Source organism: Sulfurospirillum arsenophilum NBRC 109478, from assembly GCF_000813345.1.
GTDB classification, from domain to species: domain Bacteria; phylum Campylobacterota; class Campylobacteria; order Campylobacterales; family Sulfurospirillaceae; genus Sulfurospirillum; species Sulfurospirillum arsenophilum.
In genome coordinates, this window is the sequence record NZ_BBQF01000002.1 from 413,927 (window position 1) to 436,790 (window position 22,864).

A 22,864-nucleotide genomic window follows, 5' to 3' on the forward strand; every position below is an offset into this window, starting at 1 on the left:
TTTTTAAATCTCCTTGCACAATTTTTCATCAAACGCAAAAGGAGTGCTTATGCCACTCAATCCTCTAACACCAGAAGAAGAACGTATCATCCTGCATAAAGGCACAGAAATGCCGTATTCTGGGATATACAATAGCTTTTATGACCAAGGCATCTACCATTGTAAACACTGTAATGCGCCCTTGTATACCTCAAATGACAAGTTCAATTCTGGCTGTGGCTGGCCTAGCTTTGATGATGAGATCAAAGGGGCAATAAAGCGCGAAAGTGACGCTGATGGCAGACGTATAGAAATACTTTGTAACGCGTGTGGTGCGCACTTAGGACATGTGTTTGAAGGTGAAGCCTTAACGCCTAAAAATACGAGACATTGTGTCAATTCCATTTCACTTTTATTTGTCCCTGAAAAAAAGTAGTTTTTTGTTTATGCTATAATACGGCACAAAATATTTTAAAGGAATTCTGAATGTCCCCAAGTGAACCAGACTCGCGTAGTTGTAGCTTACATCTTACTCTAGGCAGTCTATCATGACTCTACTTCTTGTCTATCTTTCTCTCGTTTTATTTATATCGTTTCTCTGTTCAATTTTAGAGGCTGTTTTGCTCTCGAGCACCGACTCTTATATCGAAACTATCCCTAGAGAAAATAATGAAAATGCAATCTCTGTGCTCAAAGAACTCAAATCTAACATTGACGTGCCAATCTCATCTATCTTGACGTTCAATACCTTCGCACACACCATGGGTGCAGCAGGTGTGGGTGCGCAAGCACAAATTCTTTTTGGAAATGAGTGGCAAACGGCTGTGGCATTTGTTGTTACATTGCTTATTTTATACATTGCTGAAATCATCCCTAAAACCATTGGTGCTTTGTACTGGAAAAAACTCCTCATTCCATCAGGATATACGATCGCATTTTTGGTGACACTCACCTACCCTTTTGTATGGGTTTCGTCTCTTTTAACCAATTACATCTCAAAAAACAAGAAAAAACATCCTAACTTCTCGCGTGACGAGATCATGGCCGTTGTGGCGATGGGCGAAAAAGATGGTTCGATTTTGAGTAAAGAGAGTGATCTGATTGAAAATCTTTTAAAACTTAAAAACATTAAAGCCAAAGATATTATGACTCCAAGGAGTGTTGTTTTTGCATTGCCTGCAACGACAACCATTGAAGAAGCCATCGAAGATGACCGTATGTACATCCATTCTCGTATTCCTGTTTTTGGTGATACCTTGGATGATGTTGTGGGTATTGTCTTTAACCAACGAATTCTTGAAGAGAGTGTGGAAGACCACGACAAAATCACACTTGAAGACATTGCACATGAAGTGCATATGGTTTCTGAGAACTTGCCAGTTCCAAACCTCATAGACCAGTTTGTTAAACGTAAAACTCACCTTTTCGTTGTCTTTGACAGCTACGGTCAAACTGCGGGCGTTGTTACGCTTGAAGATGCTATTGAGACGCTTTTGGGTGTTGAAATCGTTGATGAGATGGACGAAGTTGAAGACATGCAAGTCTTTGCTAAAGATCGCAGTAAAAAGTTTCAAGACCGTATGAAAGTCGAGCGTAAAAAACTCGAAAAAGCAAAAGTTAATTAAATACATTTGATTTGTAAAAAGTAAAAGCACCAAAGGTGCGAGGACTTTCTGTCGAAGAAAACCCAGTGTTAACGTAGTTTTTAAAGCTTTGCTTTAAAAACATATTAAGAGTTCTTGAGGAACTCTAATAGGAAGAGGCTTTACAGGTAAAGCCTCTTTAATAAACTCTTCTGTACTCCCACTTACTACTTTGATGATCCCACGTTAATTCATTCACACACGCATACGGTTGTTCTATGCTAAACATATCGTTGATGGCTACACCTAATATCTGTGAGAGAATCATGCGATTGACCCCAGCATGGGCGACAATGAGTAGAGAACCTGTTGCATGATGTGTCATGGCATCAAAGGCATCTCTAACGCGTTTTGCCATATCGTGGAAGCTCTCGCCATTGGGTGGCGTAAAGTACTCTAAATCTTTGCCTCTTTGGGCATACAGCTCAGGATACTGCAACTTGATGTACGACATTGGCACATTTTCCCAATCTCCCATATCAATCTCACAAAAGGCCTCAACAATTTGATACCTTGTATTTTTATCAATGCAGAGGATTTGAGTGGTTTGTAAACAACGCTTGAGCGGACTGGTAAAAATAGCATCAATAGGAATTGCTTTAAAATAATCATGCAATTCCCTAGCTTGTTCAAAGCCAAACGAATCTAGAGGAACATCCGTTCTGCCTAAATACCTTTTTTCACTTCCATTATCAATGTGCCCATGACGAAGCAGATAAACTTTTTCAACCATAAGGAAACGCTTTACATGTAAGGTTTACGATCTTTGCGATAATCGCTTTTGTGGCATTTAAACGCTTGGTGATGTTGCTTTGTGCGTCAAGGTTTCCTTCACATTTTTGAAATGCCCGAGCAAAGCGCTTTTCAAAACCACATACCTCATCTTCACTTACCAATTTATCGGCTAAAAAGAGCAGTTCATTGGCATTTAAAGGAGCATTTTCATCGACTTCAATGTCCATGTGTGTGGCAATGATGTCGCCTATAGCTTCATAGCCCATCGCACGTAATTTTTGCGCACCAACAAGAGCATGATTTTTCTCTTTTCGCGAGATGTCATGTACCAATGCCGCAGCACTTAAAACATTTTTATCAACGCCAAGTCCAAAAGAAGCGATCTGCTCGTACACCTTACATGCCATAGCTTCCACTGCTTCGCAATGCTTAATGATATGTTCTGGTACTTCGTTTTGAAGCATCATCGCTAAACACTCTTCTTTGTTAGGAACACTCATCGCTTCGTATCGCAGGAGGTTTTCATAATCCTCTTGTGTGTCCATATCCATTAAAACTGACTGCTCGGAAACGTTTACATGTAAAGCATCATTGCCGAATACTTCAAGCACTTTTTTAAGCCCGCCCTCACCATTGCTTGCAAGAATCTGCTCTTTATACTTCATATCAATTAAAGGAGGGTGTCCTTTACGCCCCAAAAACGTAGGGTAGATAACACCTTTGCGTTCACGCGCATACGCCTCATACAAGCGCTCAAGGCTTTGAACTTTAATGAGTGGAATGTCCACAGGCTGCATGTAAAACGCACTCAATGTTTCATCAATGGCTCGAACTCCTTTTTGGATAGAGCTAAACATCCCTTTATCGTAATTCTCATTATAAACAATAGACACATCCTCATCTTTCAAGACATCTCTCATTTCGTCTTGACGATGCCCAACAACCACATAGATATGCTTAAGACCATGCGCTTGATAGGTCTGAATCAACCGCTGCACAGCACTTGTTCGTCCAAACGGTAGCAACGGTTTGAAGTCGTGCATACGCGAAGAGTATCCCGCGGCGATGATGAGAACGGCGATTTGGCTTTTTGTCATTACCTAGCTTCTTCTAAATTTTATGAGCTCTGCTACGATACTGATGGCTATCTCTTCAGGTGTTTGGGCGTTGATGGAAACACCAACAGGGCAACACACCTCATCTAAGTCCTTTTGTGCAAATCCTTCATTTAAGAGTTGAGCATAGACATAATTTTTTTTGGTTTTACTTCCAATCATACCGATATATTTAGCTCTCGCTTGAAGTGCTTGCGTCAATACGATTTTATCAACGCCTCTGGTGACGATGACAATGTAACTGTTTTTAGGAATCCCTACCTCTTTTATCAATCCCTCGTACGTCGAAGAGACAACATGCACTTCATCAGCAGTGGGGAAACGCTCTTTGTTAGCAAACGCTTCTCTATCATCCAAAATAACCGTGTAAAACCCTAGTGTTTTTGTCAGTGCTGCAATTTGTTGTGATACATGACCAGCACCTACGATATAAAGTCGCTCCGTATTGTAAAAAGGTTCAATCATATATCTATTTTTTCCAACAAAAAGATGAAATTTGATATGAAAGAAATTTTCTCGAAGCTCATCCACAATGCTCTGTACTTCTTTATCTTCAACGCCATATAGATCTGTTTCAGTGCATATCCATTTATTTTTACCTGGAATTTGTCTGTTTGTCTGTGTAATCTTTGTAATCATAATAAAATCAACGCCAGCAGTTTTGAGATCTTTTGCTTGATGATGGATATTAAGTTGCTGAATGTCCAAAGCGTCTATGTGTTCCAAAAGAACGCTTACTTCACCACCACACACCATGCCCGCAGCACGTGCGTCATCATCGGTGAGTTCAATGTCTTCAATAGAGCACTGTTTGGTTCTAAACTTCTCAGGTGCCAATTGCATTGCCATAGCTTCAAGTGTTCCTCCACCAATGGTACCTTCAATAGAAGCATCTTTACGAATCACCATCTTTGCCCCTGCTTCTCTTGGAGCTGAACCACTTTTGTGCAGAATGGTTGCGGTAACGATTTCGTGTTGTTCATTTAAGCTATCCACAATGTGTTCAATTATGGTTTTCATCCATCATCCTTTTTTTCGTAAGTTGTCTATTTTTCTTTTGATCATACTGTTGGTAATTTTGATTGAATGGTCATCTTCCAGAGCATCAAGTCTGAGATCAAATTCAAATGGAAAATGCTCTCGAATCCGCCGAATTATCTCCTCTTTGAGCGCTCCACAACGCTCTTTGTTGGCAAGAATAATCTTTACATGTAAAACATTTTTCTCATACACCGTGAGCTTATAATCTAAGATACGAGAAAAGCGTAAAAGAATTTCATCGACCTCTCTTAAATGAATCTCATGCCCATGTATGTTTATTTTGTTTTCAATGCGCCCAAGTACTTTTTCCATGGTTCGTAAAAACGTACCACACGCACACGGTTTGGCAGAAATGCGTGCCATATCACCTGTTTTGTAACGAATGAGTGGCATTGCTTGACGATTTAGCGTTGTAAAAACAACTTCGCCGTACACTCCATCTTCCACAGCTTTCCCCGTTATCGGGTCTATAATTTCAAAATAGAGATCATTTTCCCTTAAGTGATAGCCGTTCAAACACTCGCACTCAACGCCTCCACCATAGCCCATCTCTGTCATACCGTAATGGTTAAAGACTTTGCATGCTCCATGATGACTCAGTGCTTCTACCAGCGCATCAGGAACATAGTCGGTGCTTAAAAGCACTTTTTTAATGTGGGTGTAAAAGAGTTCTGGCTTAACACGACTAAGGTACAACACTTGCATCGGTATGCCAACAAGACAGGTAATGTTATTTTCCTCAATACTCTGCGCCGTTTTTTCAACATCGCTAAGAACCCCTTGAACAATGCACGGGATTCCACTTTTAGCCAACGCTTTTTTAAGTAAATCCCCAATACTCGCATAAGAGGGTCCAGGAAGTAGAACCATCACTTTGTCACTTTCATCAAGAAGACAATCCATCCCGTGTTGAAAAAAATCGATGGTAGCTTCCAAATCCTCATGCGTGAAAAAAATGCGTTTCTCATCGCCTGTTGTACCTGAGGTATTTAACGTCACAATACGCTCAATGTCGGAACTAGGAACACAAATAAAATCAAGGCTATTTCGTTTAATGTCTTCAGCTGTTGTAAAAGCAATTTGCTCAAAATCTTGGAGCGATGAAATAGAATTTAGGTCACTCTCTCTCAGTCTTTCTTGATAAAATCGACTCTTTTCTTTTGCATACACCAAGGTTTTAACGAGTTCTCTCAACTGATATGCTTTTAAAGCTTCTTGGCTTTTGGACGCTAAGTGTGTGCGCTCTACTATCCAATTTTCCAATGGTGTTACTTTCATCATGCCCTCTTTGCATCTCGATAAAGAGAGGCCCCTTCCATGTTGGTGATGTTGTACATACAAAAAGGAATAAGCTTTCCATCAACGGTTGAGACATGAATACAACAATCTCTAATACGCTCCAAATTCACATTCCACGCATCTTGAAACGCCATACCTGAAAGGCTAAAAGCGTTGTTTTGAATCGCACTGAGTATTTTGTCCCAATCCGAGAGTTTCTCATCTTGAACCTGCTTTTGGTACGACCAATTGCGCGCTACAAAGGCTTTGGCTTTAGTAGCACCTTCCTCTGCTTTTTCACTTTCACTTGAACAGCAAGAGCGTTTAGTCACAGGCTTTAAGCTGCCCTCTTCTATTAGATAATTACCGTTAAATGAACAGAGTGCATTTTCACATCCAGGGGGTTGCATACTCTGCATACTCACCATGTGATCGGTTTGCTCACAAATCTGCTCCATTACTTCAGGCAAGGTGATTCTATCTTCATCCCTAGGCGCTTCTGGAATGCGTCCAAAATAACTTACAGGTTGAAAATGTACCCCTCTCACTGTGGGAGAACGACTGATGCCAAAACGAATGATGTCACCAATGTTATCCACATTGATATGGGGTACGATGGTCGGAACAAGCACCACACCGATGCCGAATTTTCGGCAATTCTCAATCGCTTGGCATTTCACATCAAACAACGCTTTTCCACGCAGTTTTTCATAAATCGCATCATTGATGCCATCAAATTGTAAAAAGATCGAGCTAAGCCCCGCTTCTTTTAAAGCTTTCACATACGTTTCATCGTTTGCCATTCGAAGACCATTGGTATTGACTTGAATAAAAGGAAATCCAAGTTCAACACCTATACGAATAATTTCCGAAAGATCATCTCGTACCGTTGGTTCACCGCCTGAGAGTTGGATATTGCATTTGCCTGAAACCTTTAAAATACTCTCGAACTGAAAACGCAACTGCTCCAAAGTTGGGTCGCTGCTCTTGGCATCCAAAGCATCTGCAAAACAAAAACGACAGTTTAAATTGCAACGCGTTGTCACTTCAATGAGCGCTGTACACGTGTGTTGCCTATGAGCACTGCACAGTCCACAATCAAACGGACACCCCTTTTCTACGTGTGTAATGGTTTTTTTGATGTAAGCTCTCTCTTTGGTGCGTATCCACTCTCGCATTAACGTACCACCTCTCCAGACAACCGTTTTAAACACTCCGTGTTCGGGACACTCTTTGTGCAGGAAAGTACTCGCTCCTTCATCGTACATATAAGCCTCAAGCTTACACAAACAGATAGGGCACAAGCTTTCAGTATGCATCAAAGGATTATACGTCATTACATCTGCTCTCTATTGCCATATTCATAGCCATATTCAACCAAAAGCTCATAGACTTTGATATACGCTTTTTGAATTATCTCTGCGCAGATGGGTTTATAGCTCTGATCGCCACTATGAAAATCCCTCACGCCAATGAGCGTAGCACACTGTGTCGAGCCAAATTCTGTTTTAAACCACTCGTGAAATTCATGCACCATCTGCGTAAAATTCTCTTTTGCACTCTCTTCGTCTTTAGCCTTAGCCGCATACAATCCTAAAACACCAATACCTCCACTCAGTACTCCACAGGTTTGTTGGGTATCGGCAATTCCTCTGCAAAGACCTTGCGCTGAGCGCACTAGATCATCATTGGAAGAGCCTTCATCTTCAAGAGCAAGCTTATACATAATCTGCGAACAGCAAAAACCCGCTGATGAGAGTTTAAATAAACGTAGGGATAATTCATCCATTGTTTGCTTCTCCTTTTTTAGCGATTAACATAAAATAACCAGGTTTGCAGTGTTTGATGTTTTGTTCAAAAGAACAGCATGTTTGAGCTTCTTCACCTTCGATGGTTTTGCTCCAAAATGCACCCATTGAGCCGTGCGAAAAGATGATTTTGACCATAAGCTCTTTGAGTAGATGAGAGCAATCTTCTAAAAGCATAATTTCAAAGCCAATCTTTTCTAGCATCTCTTTTAAAGAAAGAAGGTCATGCATTCCCCGCATACACGATGTAATGGAAAAATTGTCCATAGCATTGAGTGACTCAGGGATTTTCGCATAAACATCGTTGATCACAAACCAACCGCCTTTTTCTAATACTCTGTACACCTCTTGCAACGTTACATGTAAATCATTCATCAAGGACAAGGTACACTCTGCCAAAACACACTCAAAACGATTATTTGCAAACGGTAGCGCATCACCCGATCCTTTTACAAAACGCCCAAAAGGATTTTTGGCGTGTGCGATGTCGAGCAATTTGTCTGAAGGATCAATACCAACCACATGCACCCCGTAATTTTGGTAAAGATACGAAACTGTCGCACCCATACCACAGCCAAGATCCAATACGTGAGTTTGCTCATTTATAGCGCAAAAACTAACGGCTTGCTCGGTCAGTTTAAATCCTCCAGGACGTAAGGTTTCGCCTGTGGCTTCTTGCATACAACTACTTTCATAAACGTTTAACACGTTACTTATCCTCCAAGCTTTTTTCGACTTCAAGTATCTTTCCCAAAGCCAAATCTTCACTAATAAGAACCATATTACACGTAGGGCATTTTAAAAGATCCACTTCAAAATTGCCCTCAAGATAGCGCACTTTTACCTTTTGCGTCACCAATGCTTGATGGCATTTATCACACATCCATACAGTTGTTTTATCGGTTTGATCGCTCATCTTAATCCTCCACCACTTCCATGCGATGACTGTACACATCTTTGATCGTAATATCTCTGCCACTCTCTTCATACTTCACCCAAAACGTCACATTTTGAACGCGAAGACGTGCGAGATAATTCGATGCTTCAGGGTTGAAAAATCGCTCTTTACCGCTTAGGGAGTGATCCACCACTTTTTCAACATCACTCATCATAATAAATCGCTTTTCCATAAGAGCAACGATTTCATCTGAAACATGTAGGGTAAAATCATATGTCTTGCTCACAGCACATTCCTCCTCTTCATTCCAAATCTCTTTAAGAAGTTGATTTTTAAGTCGTTTTCGATTGTTTTGTCGATCAGAAAGTGTGGGCATTTTTTGAGGGGCATCTTGATTGACTTCATTACCATAAATAATGTCCAAAATGTGATACGCTCTTTTATTGCCTTTAACGATGGCATCTTTACACATCGCACAATAGACAAGAACATCTTGCTCGCTCTCACAGATGCGATCTTTCACAAAGTCATCCGCTTGTTCAGGATTTGCATTGGAAACCAAGCCACCGTAGCCACAACATTTCGCTTTTTCTTTGGAGTATTCAAGCTCTTGGATGGTATAGCCCAATGTTTTAACAATGCTTCGTACACTGTTATGAATCGCTGAATTATGCCTCGTAGCACAGGCATCGTGGATGCAAAGCTCGCGTTTTCCTTTTTTAATATCCACCTCAGGAAGTCCGTATGTGTCAAACACTTCCCATAAGGAAATGGTTTTAATCATCGGCAGATATTTCTCAAACGTAGCAGCGCAACTGGAACAGGCTAAGATAAACGTTGGCTCACCCATCTCTTCCCACGTCTTGTGTATCTTTTCAACACTTTCAGGCATCAGATCAAGCCTTCCTGCCCAATCCGCAGGAGCACCACAGCAGCCTAAATATAATCCCACGTCGTTATCCGCATCTTTGTCTTTAATCACACCCACTAAATGTTTATAAATATCACCAATATAATCGGTGTGTGTTGAGCTAAGCTGGCATCCCGGGTAAAAGAGATAGCCCGTCTTCCCAGAGCCTTTGTACAAGCCTCTTGCATATTTCGAAAAGGCAATGACAGGATAATAAAAGAGATTTTTGGATTGTTCTTTGCTCGGTTGTTTACGTACCATGGAAAAATAATCGCTATGGCTATACTGCATATCTTTGAGGGCGAAATCATGTGCTGAAAGAGGCATTTTGCCGCGTTCAACCATACTTTCACGCGTAGCGTGTATAATATCTGCCATACCAATTCCTATAGGACAGACCTCTTTACACAGACCACATTCAGTACAAGAGTTAATCATCAAATTGGCACTACGTGTTCCTAAAACGATACGTTCATTATGATTGATACTCCTGATATAGCTATCGGGAGTTATATTAAATCGCTGCATATGCACGCATGCTTTAATGCACGCGTCACATTGGCATTTGAGGCATCGTTTAGCTTCTTCTTTTGCTTCATTTTCACTGTAACACTGTGATGTTTTAACTACCACGTCTATAGGTTTTACCGTATCAATTTTATACTGTAATTTTGTTTCAAAAATTCCCTCGCGCTCTCTTGAAGCACTCATCGAGGTTTTGTTAATGTAGCGGTCTATCGAAACGGCTGAACGTTTGCCTGAACTGAGCGAATAAATAACGGAACTGTTTTGAGTTTGAATTTTTCCACCTATAAACAAGGAGGATTCATTGGCTTGAAACGTCTCAGGATTGATAGCATATATTTCGCTCCAAACGCCTGTTCCTAAGTAAACAGCATCGTATTGTTCGATATACCGTTTAAGATTTTCCATCAACACTTCGGTGTTATAATGAACTTTAATACCTTTTTTCTCAATCATCAAAAGTTCTTCTTCGATGAGCGAGGCTTCTAACCCTTTACCTTCATACTCCCAAAGACTTCCACCTAAACGGTTTGTTTTTTCATAAATAGTAACTTGGTAGCCTTTTTTATCGAGTTCAGTAGCGACAACAATCCCACTGAGTCCTCCACCGATAATCGCAACAGTACCTTTGTTTTTGGGTAAAAGCAGTGGTTTTTTGGGACTCGTATAGCCTAAATCAATAACAGTTTTTTCAAGTTCGCTGATGCGTATGCTTCCCCCTGCATCTTTTCTCACACAGGTATTCTCACAAGGATGGTCGCAAATTTTTCCAATAAGCCTGCTAAAAGGTATTTTGTTTTCCATAACCTTATACGCTTTAGCAAAATCACCTTTTTCAATTTCGTGAGCAAATGCAATCACATCCATATGCACCGGACACGATGCTACGCATACGGGAGGTTCTGAATGAATACATTGATTGCCAATTTCCAATAATTTATCTAAATCCATTCTTTATGTCCTCATATATCGCATTAAAAGCAAAAGGATACGTGAGATACATCTGTATCTCACGTATCGTCAAAACGTCGCTACATTAAGCCATAGCTGCTAAAACTTTCTCAGGACGTGCTGGTAAATGTGTCACTCTAGCACCGCACGCATTGTAAATAGCATTAATAATCGCGGCATGAGGAGCGGCAAGAGGCATTTCACCCGCACCAGAAGCACCTAATAAGCTGTTTGGTCTTTGGTATTCTGTGTAGATGAGATCAAGATTATCAGGAACATCTTTGATTTTTGGAATACCACATCCTGTCAAGGTTGTATGTTTTTTAAGATCATCAAAGTCCTCAGTAAGTGCTAGACCAATACCTTGAACCAAACCACCATACATTTGACCATCAACAACAAGTCTGTTGATAATGGTTCCAACATCCGATGCCAACGTCATTTTTTCAACATTGGTTTTACCTGTTTTTGTATCGACTTCAACTTCAGCGACACACACACCGTACATGTACGCTGCAAATGGATTTCCTTGACCATGATCTGGTGGTGTATCGGTACATGGCGCTGTCCATTTGCCCATGTATTTCACCTCACGACCTTCGGCTACCATCTCAGTATAGGTTCTGTATGTTCCATCTGCTTTTTTCATAGCTTCAAGAAGATTTCGGCACGCTACAACGGTTGCATTACCCGTAACAACATTGGAGCGACTTCCGCCTGCTGGTCCACTGTTTGGTGTTTTAGTCATATCGTTCAAGACCAAATCAATCTGTTCTGGTTTAAGATTTAACGGTTTTAACGTTTCATGCGCAAAAGTCAATGTGCCTACATCTGCGCCCTGACCGTGATCTTCCCATGAATTACCGACAGAGACACCTTTTGGCGTAAGCTCAGCCCATGCTTCAGATGAGTCTGGACCATCTAAACCACAACCATAGATGTTAACAGAAACGCCTACGCCGTATTTTTTACCTGGAGCCGCATTGGCATTCTTTTTAGCCGCTACTTTTTTCGCTAATTCATACACTGGACGGCTTTTATCAAACAGCTCTTCCAAACAGAAGACATCTGGAGAACATCCTGTTGGTGTTGTGTCACCTTCTCTGTAAATATTTTTATATCTGAATTCAAATGGATCCATACCCACTTTTTCAGCCAATTCATCAATAAGCACTTCGGAAGGGAACATAATCTCAGGAGCACCGTATCCACGGAACGCTGAACCCCAACCATGATTGGTACAAACGGTTCGTCCATTACCACGAATGTTAGGAATGTGATAACCAGCACCACCAAATTGGAAACCACGTTGTGTTAATAAGTCACCAAATTCTGAGTAAGGACCATGGTCAACACTCCAATCGGACTCTAATGCTAAGATTTTGCCATTTTTATCGGCAGCCATTTTCATTGTTGTCCAGAAAGGTGAACGCTTACCTGTGTAGGTAATTTGTTGTTTCATATTGAACTCAAGATACACAGGTCTTCCTGTAGCCATGGTTGCAACACCAAGTAAGCCTTCCATCGTTGGGCTAAATTTATAACCAAAAGTAGCCCCTGTATTATTTTGGACGATAAAGACGTCTTCTGCTTTCATACCTACACCCTCTGCAATCATAAGTGCATGGAAGTGAAGCGCAATACTCTTAGAGTGAATGATGAGTTTTCCGTTATCATCCACATAACCAAAACCAACATCTGGCTCAATAGGTAAGTGAGGCTGACGTTGTGTATAGAAGCTATCTTCCACAACATAAGGAGCATCTTTCATGATAGGAGCAGTTTCAGCCCCTTTGCTGATGTGGTTATTAAAGTAAACATTCGGCGTTCCCGGATGAATCTCAATAGCATCCACAGCCATTGCATCTGGTGCGTTCATATAAGCTGGTAAAACTTCGAGCTCCACCTTAACTTTATCAACACCAGCATGTGCCGCTTTTTCATTCTCAGCTAAGACAATCGCAATCGCATCACCGTATTGGAAGATTTTTTTATCGTTTAAGATTGGACGATCAAGTCCATCACCTTTGTTGGTAGGGAAAGCCAAACCATTAATGCGGTTGGTTCCTTTAACATCTTTATAGGTTAAAACAGCAACAACACCAGGAACTTTTTTAGCTTCTTCTGTGTCAATCGATAGAATATTGGCATGAGAAACTTCAGCTTGTACGATTTTGGCATGAAGTGTGTTAGCTGGAAGTTTTAAGCCTAAGTCTGCTCCAAAATCCCATGTTCCCATAACTTTTGCCATCGCGGAAGGACGAATATAAGATGAGCCAACCAATGATGCGCCTTCTGGAATTTTTTTCCAAAAATCTTTAAGCTCTAGTTCGCCTCGCATAATTTTTGCCGCATCCATAACCGCATCAACGAGAGGTTTGTATCCTGTACAGCGGCAGAGGTTTTTGTTTTTTTGGAACCAGTCTCTGACTTCTTCGCGTGTTGGATTGTTATTTTCTTCTAAAAGAACTTTAGCTGAAACAATGAAACCTGGTGTACAATAACCGCATTGTGCAGCACCATATACCATCCAAGCAATTTGAAGTGGATGAAGCTTGTCTTTCGTTCCCACACCTTCAATTGTGATAATTTCATCATTATCTTCAACCTTTTTCATCTTAGTAATACATGCTCGCACAAGTTTACCATTAAGAATAACTGTACAAGAACCACACTCACCGCTATTACAACCTACTTTCGTACCTGTAAGCCCTAGTTGTTTTCGCAAAACATCTGATAATTTGTCGTCTACGTCTGTAACCAAAGTTGTTTTGACACCATTGATGATTAACATTTTCTTTAACATGTTTGTACCCCTTATAAATATAGTATTACGATATTTATATATGCGAAAAAAGCATATTAGCATCTATAAGTTTTCTGAAAATCTCATTTTAAATGCTTGCAATATGTCTTTTTTGCATATTACCTACTATGAACGATCAAAAAACTCACCCATTTAGACCCACTATGAAAAGCACCTACATACATTGTATTGTTCATGTTTTATAGAATATTTTCTGGCCTCCCATAACCTGCGTATTTTTTGTTGTCTTAACTCTCACTGAAGATTATATACTAGAAACATAGCATGAATATAGCAACAGGAATGATTGTAAATACGCATTATTTTAAACTTAGGTTTATGAGTAAATAAGTAATATTTTTACATGTAAAGCAGTATCTTTTACAACTTTATACCTCAAAGCAACTTTGTTGCAAGTTGATATTTGGTATCTTGGTTCTTATCTCAAAGGAGAGGAATACGTTTTGTGAAAACATACAATTATTGTTATGAAACAGGTCAACTGCAAAATAATATAGATTTTTCATTATTTGAACAGGAAAAGAATGTTTTAGTACAAATCTTTTGCGGTCAAAATAAAGATGTATTATCTTATCTTACTGAAATTATCTTGCGCTATATTCCAAATGCTATTTGTATAGGGACAACAACGGATGGAGAAATCTATGGTGATTCTATTTCTACCCTACGAAGCATTATCTCCATTAGCATCTTTGAGCATACCTTCATCAAAACAGCCTATGTACAAGATAAAAATTCGTTTCAATGTGGTGTAAAACTAGCATCTGACTTAATCACTCCAAATACAAAGCTACTCATTCTCTTTTCAGATGGCACAAAGATGAATGCAGAAGAATTCCTTCACGGTGTGGAATCATTCGATGCTACTGTGCCTATTTGTGGGGGTATGGCAGGCGACAATGGTAAGTTTGAGCAAACCTATATCTCATCACAAAACACCATTTTAGGAGAAGGTGTGGTGGGAGTTTCATTAAATTCTGATATTTTGAAAGTAGCAACGGATTATAAATTTGATTGGAAACCTGTGGGGCTTAAACATACCATTACAAAGGTAAACAACAATAGAGTCTATAAAATAGATAGGATGAAAGCGTCCTACTTTTACGATAAATACCTCGGTAGCAATTTCTCGCGAACGGAATTTCCCCTCATTCTTGAAAAAAATGGCGTTATTATGGCTAGGGCGGTCATTGGAAAACATGAAGACGGTAGTTTGAGTTTCAGTGGTAACTTGGAGGAAGGAGATCAAGTGAGGATTGGCTTTGGCGATGCCGAATCTTTAATGAAAGACCCTATAGAAGTTTTAAAAAACTTACACTCAATTGACATCGAAACATTTTATATCTTCTCCTGTATGGCGCGAAGACGGTTTATGCCATTTTTAATCAAGCTTGGCATCGGTTCTTTTTCTAAAACAGCCCCATGTTCAGGGTTCTTTACCTATTCAGAATTTTACCACCACAATGGACACAACAAACTTCTTAACCAAACCCTTACGGTTGTCGCATTAAGTGAATCTTCCAAAACAGGTTCTGCTTTAGCTGTTTCCAACAAAGAAGAGACGAAAAAAAACACCTCTTATTCTAAAACGATAGAATCTTTAACCCATTTAATTGAACAAAGCGCTCGTGACTATGACAAACAGTCTAAACGCCTTGAAAAGCAGATGAACTATTCTGATGCTCTGTTAACTTCGCATAAACAGTTTTTGCGCTACACCGTTCATGAGATGAACACACCTCTAAGTGTTATTATGAATAACATTGAACTGTATGAGATGGAATTTGGGAAAAATAATTATTTGGAAAATATCGAAGTTGCCGTTAAAAGCATTTTTTCAATGTACGATGATTTGAGTTATTTGGTAAAAAAAGATCATATAACCTATTTAAATCAACGCATTGACTTGGTCGATTATATTCGCAGTCGCATCGACTTTTTTGCGCAAGTGGCAAATAAAGCCAAATCTATGTTTATTTTTGAAACCAATTCCGACAAAATTGATATCTTTTTTAATGAAACAAAATTACAACGCATCATCGATAATAACATTACCAACGCTATTAAATATACCTTTGAAAATGAGAAGATAGTTGTTTCACTCTTTAAAGAAGATGATAGCTGTTGTTTTAGCATCGCATCGCATTCACGAAGAATTCAAGACCCTGAAAAGATTTTTGAAGAGTATTACCGCGAAGAACTTGCACAAGATGGCTTTGGACTAGGACTCAATCTCGTTAAAAGAATTTGTAAGGAAGAAAACGTGAAAATCACACTGCATTCAGATGAATCTATAACATCCTTTTCATATCAATTTAAAATCGAGAACGCATGAAAATCTTACTTTTAGAAGACGACATCCTCCTCAATGAATCTATCACAAAATACCTCACAACCGTTGGTCATGCCATTACTTCCGTAAGAGATGGCAATATCTGCTTAGAAATTTTAGAAAAAGAAAAATTTGATCTACTTGTTTTTGATATCAATGTTCCCAACATCGATGGATTGAGCATTTTAGAAACATTGCACAGCCAAAAAAAAATAATTCCGATTATTTTTATCTCTACACTCATTGACATCGAAGATATCTCAAGAGCGTTTGAGCTTGGCTGTTATGATTATTTGAAAAAACCTTTTCATTTAAAAGAGCTCAACCTAAGAATCGACAGAATTTCAAAAACCGCTAAAAAAGAGTTGCATCACAAAAGGCTCTCTCCTTCTTATAGTTTTGATTGCGACACTATGACGCTTTATTTTCATGAAGAACCGCAAGTTTTATCCAAGCGTCAACTTCAGATTATTCAATTTCTCGCACATAACCGAGGCTTTGTCTGTAGCTACGATAGGTTTAGAGAATGCGTATGGAATGATTTTGATATGGACGTCGACGAAGCTACCATCCGAACAGAAGTCAATCGCTTAAAAAATCATTTGAAAGAAGATTTTATCGTCAATATTAGAGGTGTAGGCTATATCGTAAAAACGCCTTCGCTGTAACATAGTCTATATTTTACATGTAAAGATTTTACGTAGCATAACGTTAAAAATTTAGCTCCAAACCTTTTCTTTTATACACCAATGTCTTCATTCCAAAGCTCAGGGTTTTTTTCTATAAAAACTTCCATCAGTTGACGGCATTTAGGGTTGTTGAGCACTTCAACTTCAACGCCTCTTGACCTAACGTACTCTTCTGGTCCACAAAACGTCTGGTTTTCGCCGATAACAACTTTGGGTATGCCATAAAGCAAAATGGCACCACTGCACATATCGCAAGGCGATAATGTAGAATAAAGCGTTGCTCTACGATAATCAGCGGCACTAAGACGTCCAGCATTTTCCAAACAGTCCATTTCCGCATGCAATACAGCACTTCCTTTTTGAACTCTTTGGTTGTGACCACGTCCTACGATTTTACCGTCTATCACAAGAACAGAACCAATAGGTATACCGCCATCATCCAAACCTTTTTGGGCTTCCTCTATGGCTGCTTCTAAAAATTTATCCATAATTTTTCCCTTTTAGTTATCCTAGATTACTTGATATGACTATCGCTTCTATATTTATATTTCATCATCAATAATCATATTATCAATAATAGTTTTACCTATTTTCCAATCTTCTTCCCAAGAATGCACAGGTGCTTCAAAAAATACAATATATAAAATATCTTTTTTATCATTAGCAAGAAGGATATGAAACATCACAGCTATATCATCTCTCGAATCAAATTGATAAATTGTGAAATCCCCATTTAGGTAAGATTGGGGTTCTTTATAAAGTTTACCATTGTGCTTTTTTATTGAAGAGAGAAAGTTAACAATAAATTTTTTTGAGTATTCAGTAGGCTTTAGTTTGCTTTTTTTACTTACATTTAGAATTGAATTGACTGATAAACCCGTCAAAAAGTTTTGATTATTTATAATTTGTTCTTTTGAAATAAACACGGCATGAACTTGGTCATTTTTTTCAATTTGTAAAAACCAATCATTTGGTAATAAAAAATTTGTTTCCTTAGGTCCACAATTAGACCATTTAAAACCATTAGGAGCTGGATGATCTATTAATATAGATGAATTTGCAAAAATATTAATTGAAAATATAAAAAATAAAATTTGTAAAAGTTTCACTGTATGCCTTTATATAATAAAATATTACCCTCGCAAAAACCTCTCCACATCCCCCACTATCTCATCCACCGCCTCAGTAGCCCTTTGATGCAACACTTTGGTATAAACCCGCTCATTTATGGCGTCACTTGGCTCTAAATTATTGAGGATGGAATGTTTTACATGTAAAGCGAAATGATCCATCGCGATGACGTTTCCACTAGAGCCGATGATGACTAAAAACTGGCAATCTTCCATCGCGTCATAAAGGTGTTCGTACATGGGAGCTGGTTCGCCAAAGAAGACGATGTCGGGGCGTAGTGAACCATTACATTTACATGTAAAAGCTCTCTCTTGCTTGGTGTAGCCTATGTGATGGGTTGTGCCACACTTTTCACAGCGAAGGTGTGGTAAAAAACCATGCAAGTGCAAAATGTCCTTACACCCTGCTCTCTCGAAAAGGTCGTCCACATTTTGAGTGATGAGGGCAATGCCATTGGGGTGGTGTTCTTGTAGTTTTGCTATGGCATAGTGCGCAGCATTGGGCGTGACGGAGGAGAGTTGTTCACGTCTGGCATCGTAAAATGCTAAAGTATTTTCTCTGTTCCAACTCAAACACCCAGCCTGACAAATCTCTTCGATGCGGTACTTTTCCCACAGTCCATCCGTGTCGCGAAAAGTAGAGAGTCCACTCTCCGCACTGATGCCAGCCCCTGAGAAAATCACAACCCGTGCCATGGTATTACCTCTTTATAGTTTTGCTAAAAACGCTTTTATCGCTTCATTGCTATCGGTTGGGTTTTCAACCACACTCATGTGTGCCGCATGTTTGATAAGCACAAACTCTGCACCATGTATCTGCTCTGCCATCGCTTTCATGCGTGAAGGAGGTGTGATGGCATCGTGTTCTCCACAGAGAACGAGTGTAGGAAGTTTGATGGAAGAAAGATATTCAGTCGTGTCATTGCGTGTTAACATAGCGAGTAAACACCCTTTAACGCCGATAGAGTTAAAGGTCATAGACTTTGCGATGCGTTTTTCAAAAGCCTCTTTGTGCTCTTTTTTATACGCATCGGTATAACACTTTTTAATAAAATTTTTGGAAAACGTTGGCAAACCTTGCGCGTTGATACGTCTGATGACGTCGGAGCGTTCAAGTTTTGCATGATTGTCATCCGCATTGGAAGCCGTGTCGCATAAAATGACCGCTGAAAATTTATCTTCCATGCGCTCTAATGCACGCAAGGCAATGTATCCACCCATCGAAAAAGCGCATACTATAGGTTTTTCACCCTCTCTGAATTCTTCAACCATCATCTCAAGATCATCGACAAATGACTCCATCGTAAACTGTCCATCGCCAACGGAAGAGCCACCAAGGCCTCGTATATCGTACGCCATGCAGTAGTAGTTATCACTAAGCGCGGCTATTTGTTCACTCCACATCGTATGGTCATACGGAAAACCGTGTAAAAAAATGATGGGTCTATTTTTTTGATTACCTTCCAATAAGACCGCTAATCCGCCGATGGTTTTTTTCATATTTTATCCTTTGTATAGGTCATTATACATCAGACATTAAAATATAAGGCCTCCCTATGGTGCATAGCGATTGCCGTCGTGCTCTGTTCAGGATGAATTTGGAATGTTTCACTGAGTTCTATGCCAAATTCTTCAGGTTTTAAAAGGTCAAAAATGACTCGTGTATCTTCCAACGCTGGGCATGCGGGGTAACCAAAAGAGTAGCGGCATCCATGATAACGCTTCATCTGTACATCACGTAAACTATGCCCCTCATTCTCAGCAATGCCTAAATCAAGGCGTATCTGTTTATGAACGATCTCGGCAAGCGCTTCGGCCAGTTCAACGCTCAGACCGTGCACAAAAAAGTACTCGGTAAAATTGCCCGCATCGTAAAGCTCTTTTTCATACACGGAAAACTTTGGTCCAGCACTCACGCACGTAAGTGCTAAAACATCGTGACGATCAGGAGCGATAAAATCGCTTAAAGAACGATACGGGTTTCTATTTTGACGAGGAAAGTCAAAAACTTTAATGGCTCGATCTTTAATGGCTTCGATGCTTTCACGATTGACCTGCGCATCGCTAAAGTAGCCTTCACTCTCATCAAAAAGGTAAAGGTTGTTCTCATGCGAGCGTGCTGGGTAGTACCCATAAATGACCGTCGGCTCAAAAAGCCCTAGTCGCTCTATGTCCGCTTTCACACGCTCAAACGTTGGCCATAACACCGAATCGAGTTGTTTTTGCTTCTCTTCTTTGCTCTGTCCTTTTCCACTGTAACCCCAACGCTGTGCGAAGAGAATTTTGTGGTTGATCCACGAAAACGCCAACTCTTTAAGGTCAGTTTTAAGCACACGTCTGCCCCAAAATGGCGGTGTTGGAATGGCAATGTCACGGCTAGGCATTTTAATGCTCTTAAAAGGAGGCATCTCTTTGACTTCTTTTGTGGCTTTAACGACACTGTTTTCTGCACCTTTTCGCTTAAACGTCGTGTCATAGTTTTTTGCTTCGATGCGACCCATAGCCTCAAGACCCTCAAAGGCATCTTTGCAGTAGTAGATCGGACCATCGTAGATCGGTCGGCAAAAGTCTTCAACAAAGTTATCGGTCAGGGCTGCACCACCTAAAACAACAGGGATTTTAATGCCCATTTTCTGCATCGCTTCCAAGTTTTCTTTCATCACATTGGTGGACTTTACAAGTAGTCCGCTCATACCTATGGCATCGGCATTGTGCTCTTTCAGTGCCTCTAAAAACTGCTCTAAATCAGCTTTGATGCCGATGTTGATGACCTTAAATCCGTTGTTACTTAAAATAATGTCAACCAAGTTTTTACCAACATCATGCACGTCACCTTTTACCGTTCCGATGATAAGCGTGGTGGTCGTACTTTTCTCTGTTTTTGGCAAGTAGGGCTGTAAAAAGTCCACGGCAGCTTTCATCACTTCGGCAGATTGAAGGACGAACGGTAATTGCATCTTTCCACTACCAAATAGCTCGCCAACGACTTTCATCGCGTCTATCAAGATTTCATTGACGATCAATTCTGCAGGTAACTCATCTTTCGCCGTTGGCAAGAGGATGAGCATGCGTTCTTTATCGCCATCGATGAGCAATGTCGCGATCTTCTCTTTAGTATTCATCGCAAGGTACGCCGCGTCACTCTCGTCTTTGTTCTCAACAACCCCTTCAAAATGGTCGATGAATTTAAAGAGCGGGTCGCCCTCTTCTCGGTGATTAAAGAGCAAGTCTTCACAGATTTTTTTATCTTCATCGCTGATTTTGTGCATCGGAAGTGTATTTTTAACATTGACAATCGCCATGCTAAGACCCGCTTCGACACAATGGTGTAAAAAGACGGAGTTTAGGTACTCACGTGCATGTTTTGCCAAACCAAACGAGATATTTGAAACACCAAGCACAAAACCCACTTCGGGATGCATCGCATGAAACTCACGAATCGCTTCAATGGTTTCAATTGCCGCAGTATGATACTCAGGATCGCCACTACCCACGGTAAAAGTCAGAAGGTCAAACACCAAATCTCCTGGGTGAATGCCATGTTTTTCCGTCGCTAAGGTATAAATGCGTTCCGCAACCGCAACTTTTTGCTCTTTACTTTTTGCCATACCCACTTCATCGATGGTCAAACAGACCAGTGCCGCACCAAAGCGTTTCGCTAAAGAACAGACTTTATCAAACTTTTCAATGCCATCTTCTAGGTTAACCGAGTTGATGATAGGCTTTCCACCAATGAGTTTAAGCGAAACCTCAAGGGCTGGAACTTGCGTGGTGTCAGGCATAAGTGGCAAGATAATCTTTTGAACATAACGCCCCATAACTTCTTTGGTATCTTTGTGCTCATCTCTTCCTGCAAAACCAACACTCACATCAATGCCATGCGCGCCACTGCGAACTTGTTGTTGCGCCACACTCAGCGTACCATCGTAGTCTTCAGCAAGCAGTAACTCACGAAACGCTTTTGAGCCTGTAGCATTGCTTCGCTCACCAATGAGAAACGGTGCTGGGTCTTGTTTTAAAGCTCTTGTTTCAAACAACGAGGCAATGCTACGAGGCATTTCGCCTTTTGGAGCAAGGGGCTTTTTACCTTCCACACGCTTGGCAAGCTCTAGAATGTGCTGAGGCGTTGTTCCACAACATCCTCCGAGTATGGCAACACCTGCAATTTCGGTGAATTTTTCTTGAAGTTCCGCAAATTCGCGAGGTCCCATCGGATAAAAAGTATAACCACCACGGTTTTGAGGAAGCCCTGCATTGGCGTGTACACTAATCGGTTTAGACCAAACGGAGCTAAGTGTCTTGACATGCTTTTCAACTTGTTCTGGGCCTGTACCACAGTTAAAGCCAAGGCTTAGGATGTCAAAGGGCTCTAAGATCGCCGCGATAGTTGTCGCATCGGTTCCGATGAGCATTGTACCACTCAGTTCAATCGTCACAGAAACCATAATCGGAAGCTTTACATGTAACTCTTTTTGAGCATCGCTAATCGCATGAAGTGCGGCTTTGATTTGTAAGGGGTCTTGCGCGGTTTCAATCAAGAAAAGATCAGCCCCACCATCGATAACACCCCGTGCTGCCTCTTTATATCCCTCATACATCTCATCGTAACCGATATGTCCCAAAGAAGGTAGTTTCGTTCCTGGACCAAACGCAGCCGCTGTAAAACGAGGTTTTTCAAGTGTAGTAAACGATGCACATGCTTCTTTAACGATAGTTGCACCCGCTTTGGCTAATTCGTATGTTCGCTCGCCTATGCCATAATCTTCCAAAACCCACGGCAATGCGCCAAAGGTATTGGTCTTGATGATGTCCGCACCTGCAAGCAAATAACCTCGATGGATTTTTGAAATTTCTTCATGTGCGGTGGTGTTTAGAAGTTCATTACACCCCTCTTTGTTTTCCCATTGCTCAGGCGTAAGGCTTAATGCTTGGATCTGCGTGCCCATAGCACCGTCGATCACTAAAACTTTTTCTTTGATGAGTTCTTGAAGTGTTGCCAAGTG

19 protein-coding genes are annotated in these 22,864 nt (G+C 40.4%); 4 read left to right on the plus strand and 15 right to left on the minus strand.

All coding sequences use genetic code 11. From position 1 onward, the window contains the following. The first annotated feature begins 49 nt into the window (after positions 1-49). Positions 50-415 (plus strand): methionine-R-sulfoxide reductase, encoded by a 366-nt coding sequence (locus SAR02S_RS06415; protein ID WP_041957992.1) that lies wholly within the window; start codon positions 50-52, stop codon positions 413-415. Between the two features lie 112 nt (positions 416-527). After that, positions 528-1,604 carry a CNNM domain-containing protein gene (locus SAR02S_RS06420; protein ID WP_041957994.1) on the plus strand — a complete coding sequence of 359 codons (1,077 nt, stop codon included), beginning with the start codon at positions 528-530 and terminating at the stop codon, positions 1,602-1,604. Positions 1,605-1,761: 157 nt separating this feature from the next. Here SAR02S_RS06420 and SAR02S_RS06425 read toward each other — a convergent pair whose 3' ends face one another. The 10 genes from SAR02S_RS06425 to SAR02S_RS06470 all read right to left on the minus strand — a co-directional run bounded on the left by SAR02S_RS06425 (position 1,762) and on the right by SAR02S_RS06470 (position 13,689). Continuing rightward, positions 1,762-2,355 (minus strand): histidine phosphatase family protein, encoded by a 594-nt coding sequence (locus SAR02S_RS06425; protein WP_041957996.1) that lies wholly within the window; start codon positions 2,353-2,355, stop codon positions 1,762-1,764. Then, the gene (locus SAR02S_RS06430; protein ID WP_041957998.1) at positions 2,348-3,454 is read right to left on the minus strand and encodes a DVU_1551 family NTP transferase; all 1,107 of its coding nucleotides are present in this window, start codon (positions 3,452-3,454) and stop codon (positions 2,348-2,350) included. The genes SAR02S_RS06425 and SAR02S_RS06430 overlap by 8 nt, the downstream gene beginning before the upstream one ends. Before the next feature lie 3 nt (positions 3,455-3,457). Continuing rightward, the gene (locus tag SAR02S_RS06435) at positions 3,458-4,492 is read right to left on the minus strand and encodes an XdhC family aldehyde oxidoreductase maturation factor (RefSeq protein ID WP_041958000.1); all 1,035 of its coding nucleotides are present in this window, start codon (positions 4,490-4,492) and stop codon (positions 3,458-3,460) included. Between the two features lie 3 nt (positions 4,493-4,495). Then, positions 4,496-5,791 carry a DVU_1553 family AMP-dependent CoA ligase gene (locus tag SAR02S_RS06440; RefSeq protein ID WP_041958001.1) on the minus strand — a complete coding sequence of 432 codons (1,296 nt, stop codon included), beginning with the start codon at positions 5,789-5,791 and terminating at the stop codon, positions 4,496-4,498. Continuing rightward, entirely contained in the window at positions 5,791-7,128 is a 1,338-nt protein-coding gene (trsS, locus tag SAR02S_RS06445) for a radical SAM (seleno)protein TrsS (RefSeq protein ID WP_041958003.1), read from the minus strand. The genes SAR02S_RS06440 and trsS overlap by 1 nt, the downstream gene beginning before the upstream one ends. Beyond that, the gene (locus SAR02S_RS06450) at positions 7,128-7,580 is read right to left on the minus strand and encodes a DVU_1555 family C-GCAxxG-C-C protein (RefSeq protein WP_041958005.1); all 453 of its coding nucleotides are present in this window, start codon (positions 7,578-7,580) and stop codon (positions 7,128-7,130) included. The genes trsS and SAR02S_RS06450 overlap by 1 nt, the downstream gene beginning before the upstream one ends. Then, on the minus strand, positions 7,573-8,307 hold the full coding sequence (trsM, locus tag SAR02S_RS06455) for a DVU_1556 family methyltransferase (protein ID WP_232294001.1): 735 nt from the start codon (positions 8,305-8,307) through the stop codon (positions 7,573-7,575). The genes SAR02S_RS06450 and trsM overlap by 8 nt, the downstream gene beginning before the upstream one ends. A 1-nt stretch (position 8,308) precedes the next feature. Then, entirely contained in the window at positions 8,309-8,515 is a 207-nt protein-coding gene (locus tag SAR02S_RS06460) for a DVU_1557 family redox protein (protein ID WP_041958007.1), read from the minus strand. 1 nt (position 8,516) lies between these two features. Beyond that, positions 8,517-10,883: a pyridine nucleotide-disulfide oxidoreductase/dicluster-binding protein gene (locus SAR02S_RS06465; RefSeq protein ID WP_041958009.1), complete on the minus strand. Its 2,367-nt coding sequence runs from the start codon at positions 10,881-10,883 to the stop codon at positions 8,517-8,519. Between the two features lie 85 nt (positions 10,884-10,968). Next, positions 10,969-13,689, minus strand: a complete 2,721-nt coding sequence (locus SAR02S_RS06470) for a molybdopterin-dependent aldehyde oxidoreductase (protein WP_041958011.1) — start codon at positions 13,687-13,689, stop codon at positions 10,969-10,971. A 466-nt stretch (positions 13,690-14,155) separates the two neighbouring features. Between SAR02S_RS06470 and SAR02S_RS06475 the strand changes: the two genes are divergently transcribed. Next, entirely contained in the window at positions 14,156-16,045 is a 1,890-nt protein-coding gene (locus tag SAR02S_RS06475) for an FIST N-terminal domain-containing protein (RefSeq protein ID WP_041958013.1), read from the plus strand. Continuing rightward, positions 16,042-16,710, plus strand: a complete 669-nt coding sequence (locus tag SAR02S_RS06480) for a response regulator transcription factor (protein WP_041958015.1) — start codon at positions 16,042-16,044, stop codon at positions 16,708-16,710. The genes SAR02S_RS06475 and SAR02S_RS06480 overlap by 4 nt, the downstream gene beginning before the upstream one ends. 71 nt (positions 16,711-16,781) lie before the next feature. Here the strand turns inward: SAR02S_RS06480 and SAR02S_RS06485 are convergent, their stop codons facing one another. Genes SAR02S_RS06485 through metH form a run of 5 tightly spaced genes read right to left on the minus strand, consistent with a single transcriptional unit; the run spans position 16,782 to position 22,861 of the window. Next, positions 16,782-17,219 (minus strand): nucleoside deaminase, encoded by a 438-nt coding sequence (locus SAR02S_RS06485; RefSeq protein WP_041958016.1) that lies wholly within the window; start codon positions 17,217-17,219, stop codon positions 16,782-16,784. A 54-nt stretch (positions 17,220-17,273) separates the two neighbouring features. Further along, complete coding sequence (locus tag SAR02S_RS06490; RefSeq protein WP_041958018.1) at positions 17,274-17,840, minus strand: hypothetical protein; 567 nt, start codon at positions 17,838-17,840, stop codon at positions 17,274-17,276. Positions 17,841-17,864: 24 nt separating this feature from the next. Then, on the minus strand, positions 17,865-18,557 hold the full coding sequence (locus SAR02S_RS06495) for an SIR2 family NAD-dependent protein deacylase (RefSeq protein ID WP_041958020.1): 693 nt from the start codon (positions 18,555-18,557) through the stop codon (positions 17,865-17,867). 12 nt (positions 18,558-18,569) lie between these two features. After that, entirely contained in the window at positions 18,570-19,361 is a 792-nt protein-coding gene (locus SAR02S_RS06500; protein WP_041958022.1) for an alpha/beta fold hydrolase, read from the minus strand. Positions 19,362-19,390: 29 nt separating this feature from the next. Next, the gene (metH, locus tag SAR02S_RS06505; RefSeq protein ID WP_041958024.1) at positions 19,391-22,861 is read right to left on the minus strand and encodes a methionine synthase; all 3,471 of its coding nucleotides are present in this window, start codon (positions 22,859-22,861) and stop codon (positions 19,391-19,393) included. Between the last annotated feature and the right edge of the window lie 3 nt (positions 22,862-22,864).

Excerpts from the sequence above, each read along its gene's own strand:
- SAR02S_RS06435 (WP_041958000.1), bottom strand. The coding sequence starts at position 4,492 with ATGAAAACCATAATTGAACACATTGTGGATAGCTTAAATGAACAACAC.
- SAR02S_RS06440 (WP_041958001.1), bottom strand. The coding sequence starts at position 5,791 with ATGAAAGTAACACCATTGGAAAATTGGATAGTAGAGCGCACACACTTA.
- SAR02S_RS06485 (WP_041958016.1), bottom strand. The coding sequence starts at position 17,219 with ATGGATAAATTTTTAGAAGCAGCCATAGAGGAAGCCCAAAAAGGTTTG.
- SAR02S_RS06415 (WP_041957992.1), top strand. The coding sequence starts at position 50 with ATGCCACTCAATCCTCTAACACCAGAAGAAGAACGTATCATCCTGCAT.
- SAR02S_RS06465 (WP_041958009.1), bottom strand. The coding sequence starts at position 10,883 with ATGGATTTAGATAAATTATTGGAAATTGGCAATCAATGTATTCATTCA.
- SAR02S_RS06495 (WP_041958020.1), bottom strand. The coding sequence starts at position 18,557 with ATGGCACGGGTTGTGATTTTCTCAGGGGCTGGCATCAGTGCGGAGAGT.
- trsS (WP_041958003.1), bottom strand. The coding sequence starts at position 7,128 with ATGACGTATAATCCTTTGATGCATACTGAAAGCTTGTGCCCTATCTGT.
- SAR02S_RS06425 (WP_041957996.1), bottom strand. The coding sequence starts at position 2,355 with ATGGTTGAAAAAGTTTATCTGCTTCGTCATGGGCACATTGATAATGGA.
- SAR02S_RS06450 (WP_041958005.1), bottom strand. The coding sequence starts at position 7,580 with ATGGATGAATTATCCCTACGTTTATTTAAACTCTCATCAGCGGGTTTT.
- SAR02S_RS06430 (WP_041957998.1), bottom strand. The coding sequence starts at position 3,454 with ATGACAAAAAGCCAAATCGCCGTTCTCATCATCGCCGCGGGATACTCT.
- SAR02S_RS06460 (WP_041958007.1), bottom strand. The coding sequence starts at position 8,515 with ATGAGCGATCAAACCGATAAAACAACTGTATGGATGTGTGATAAATGC.
- SAR02S_RS06500 (WP_041958022.1), bottom strand. The coding sequence starts at position 19,361 with ATGAAAAAAACCATCGGCGGATTAGCGGTCTTATTGGAAGGTAATCAA.
- SAR02S_RS06420 (WP_041957994.1), top strand. The coding sequence starts at position 528 with ATGACTCTACTTCTTGTCTATCTTTCTCTCGTTTTATTTATATCGTTT.
- SAR02S_RS06470 (WP_041958011.1), bottom strand. The coding sequence starts at position 13,689 with ATGTTAAAGAAAATGTTAATCATCAATGGTGTCAAAACAACTTTGGTT.
- SAR02S_RS06480 (WP_041958015.1), top strand. The coding sequence starts at position 16,042 with ATGAAAATCTTACTTTTAGAAGACGACATCCTCCTCAATGAATCTATC.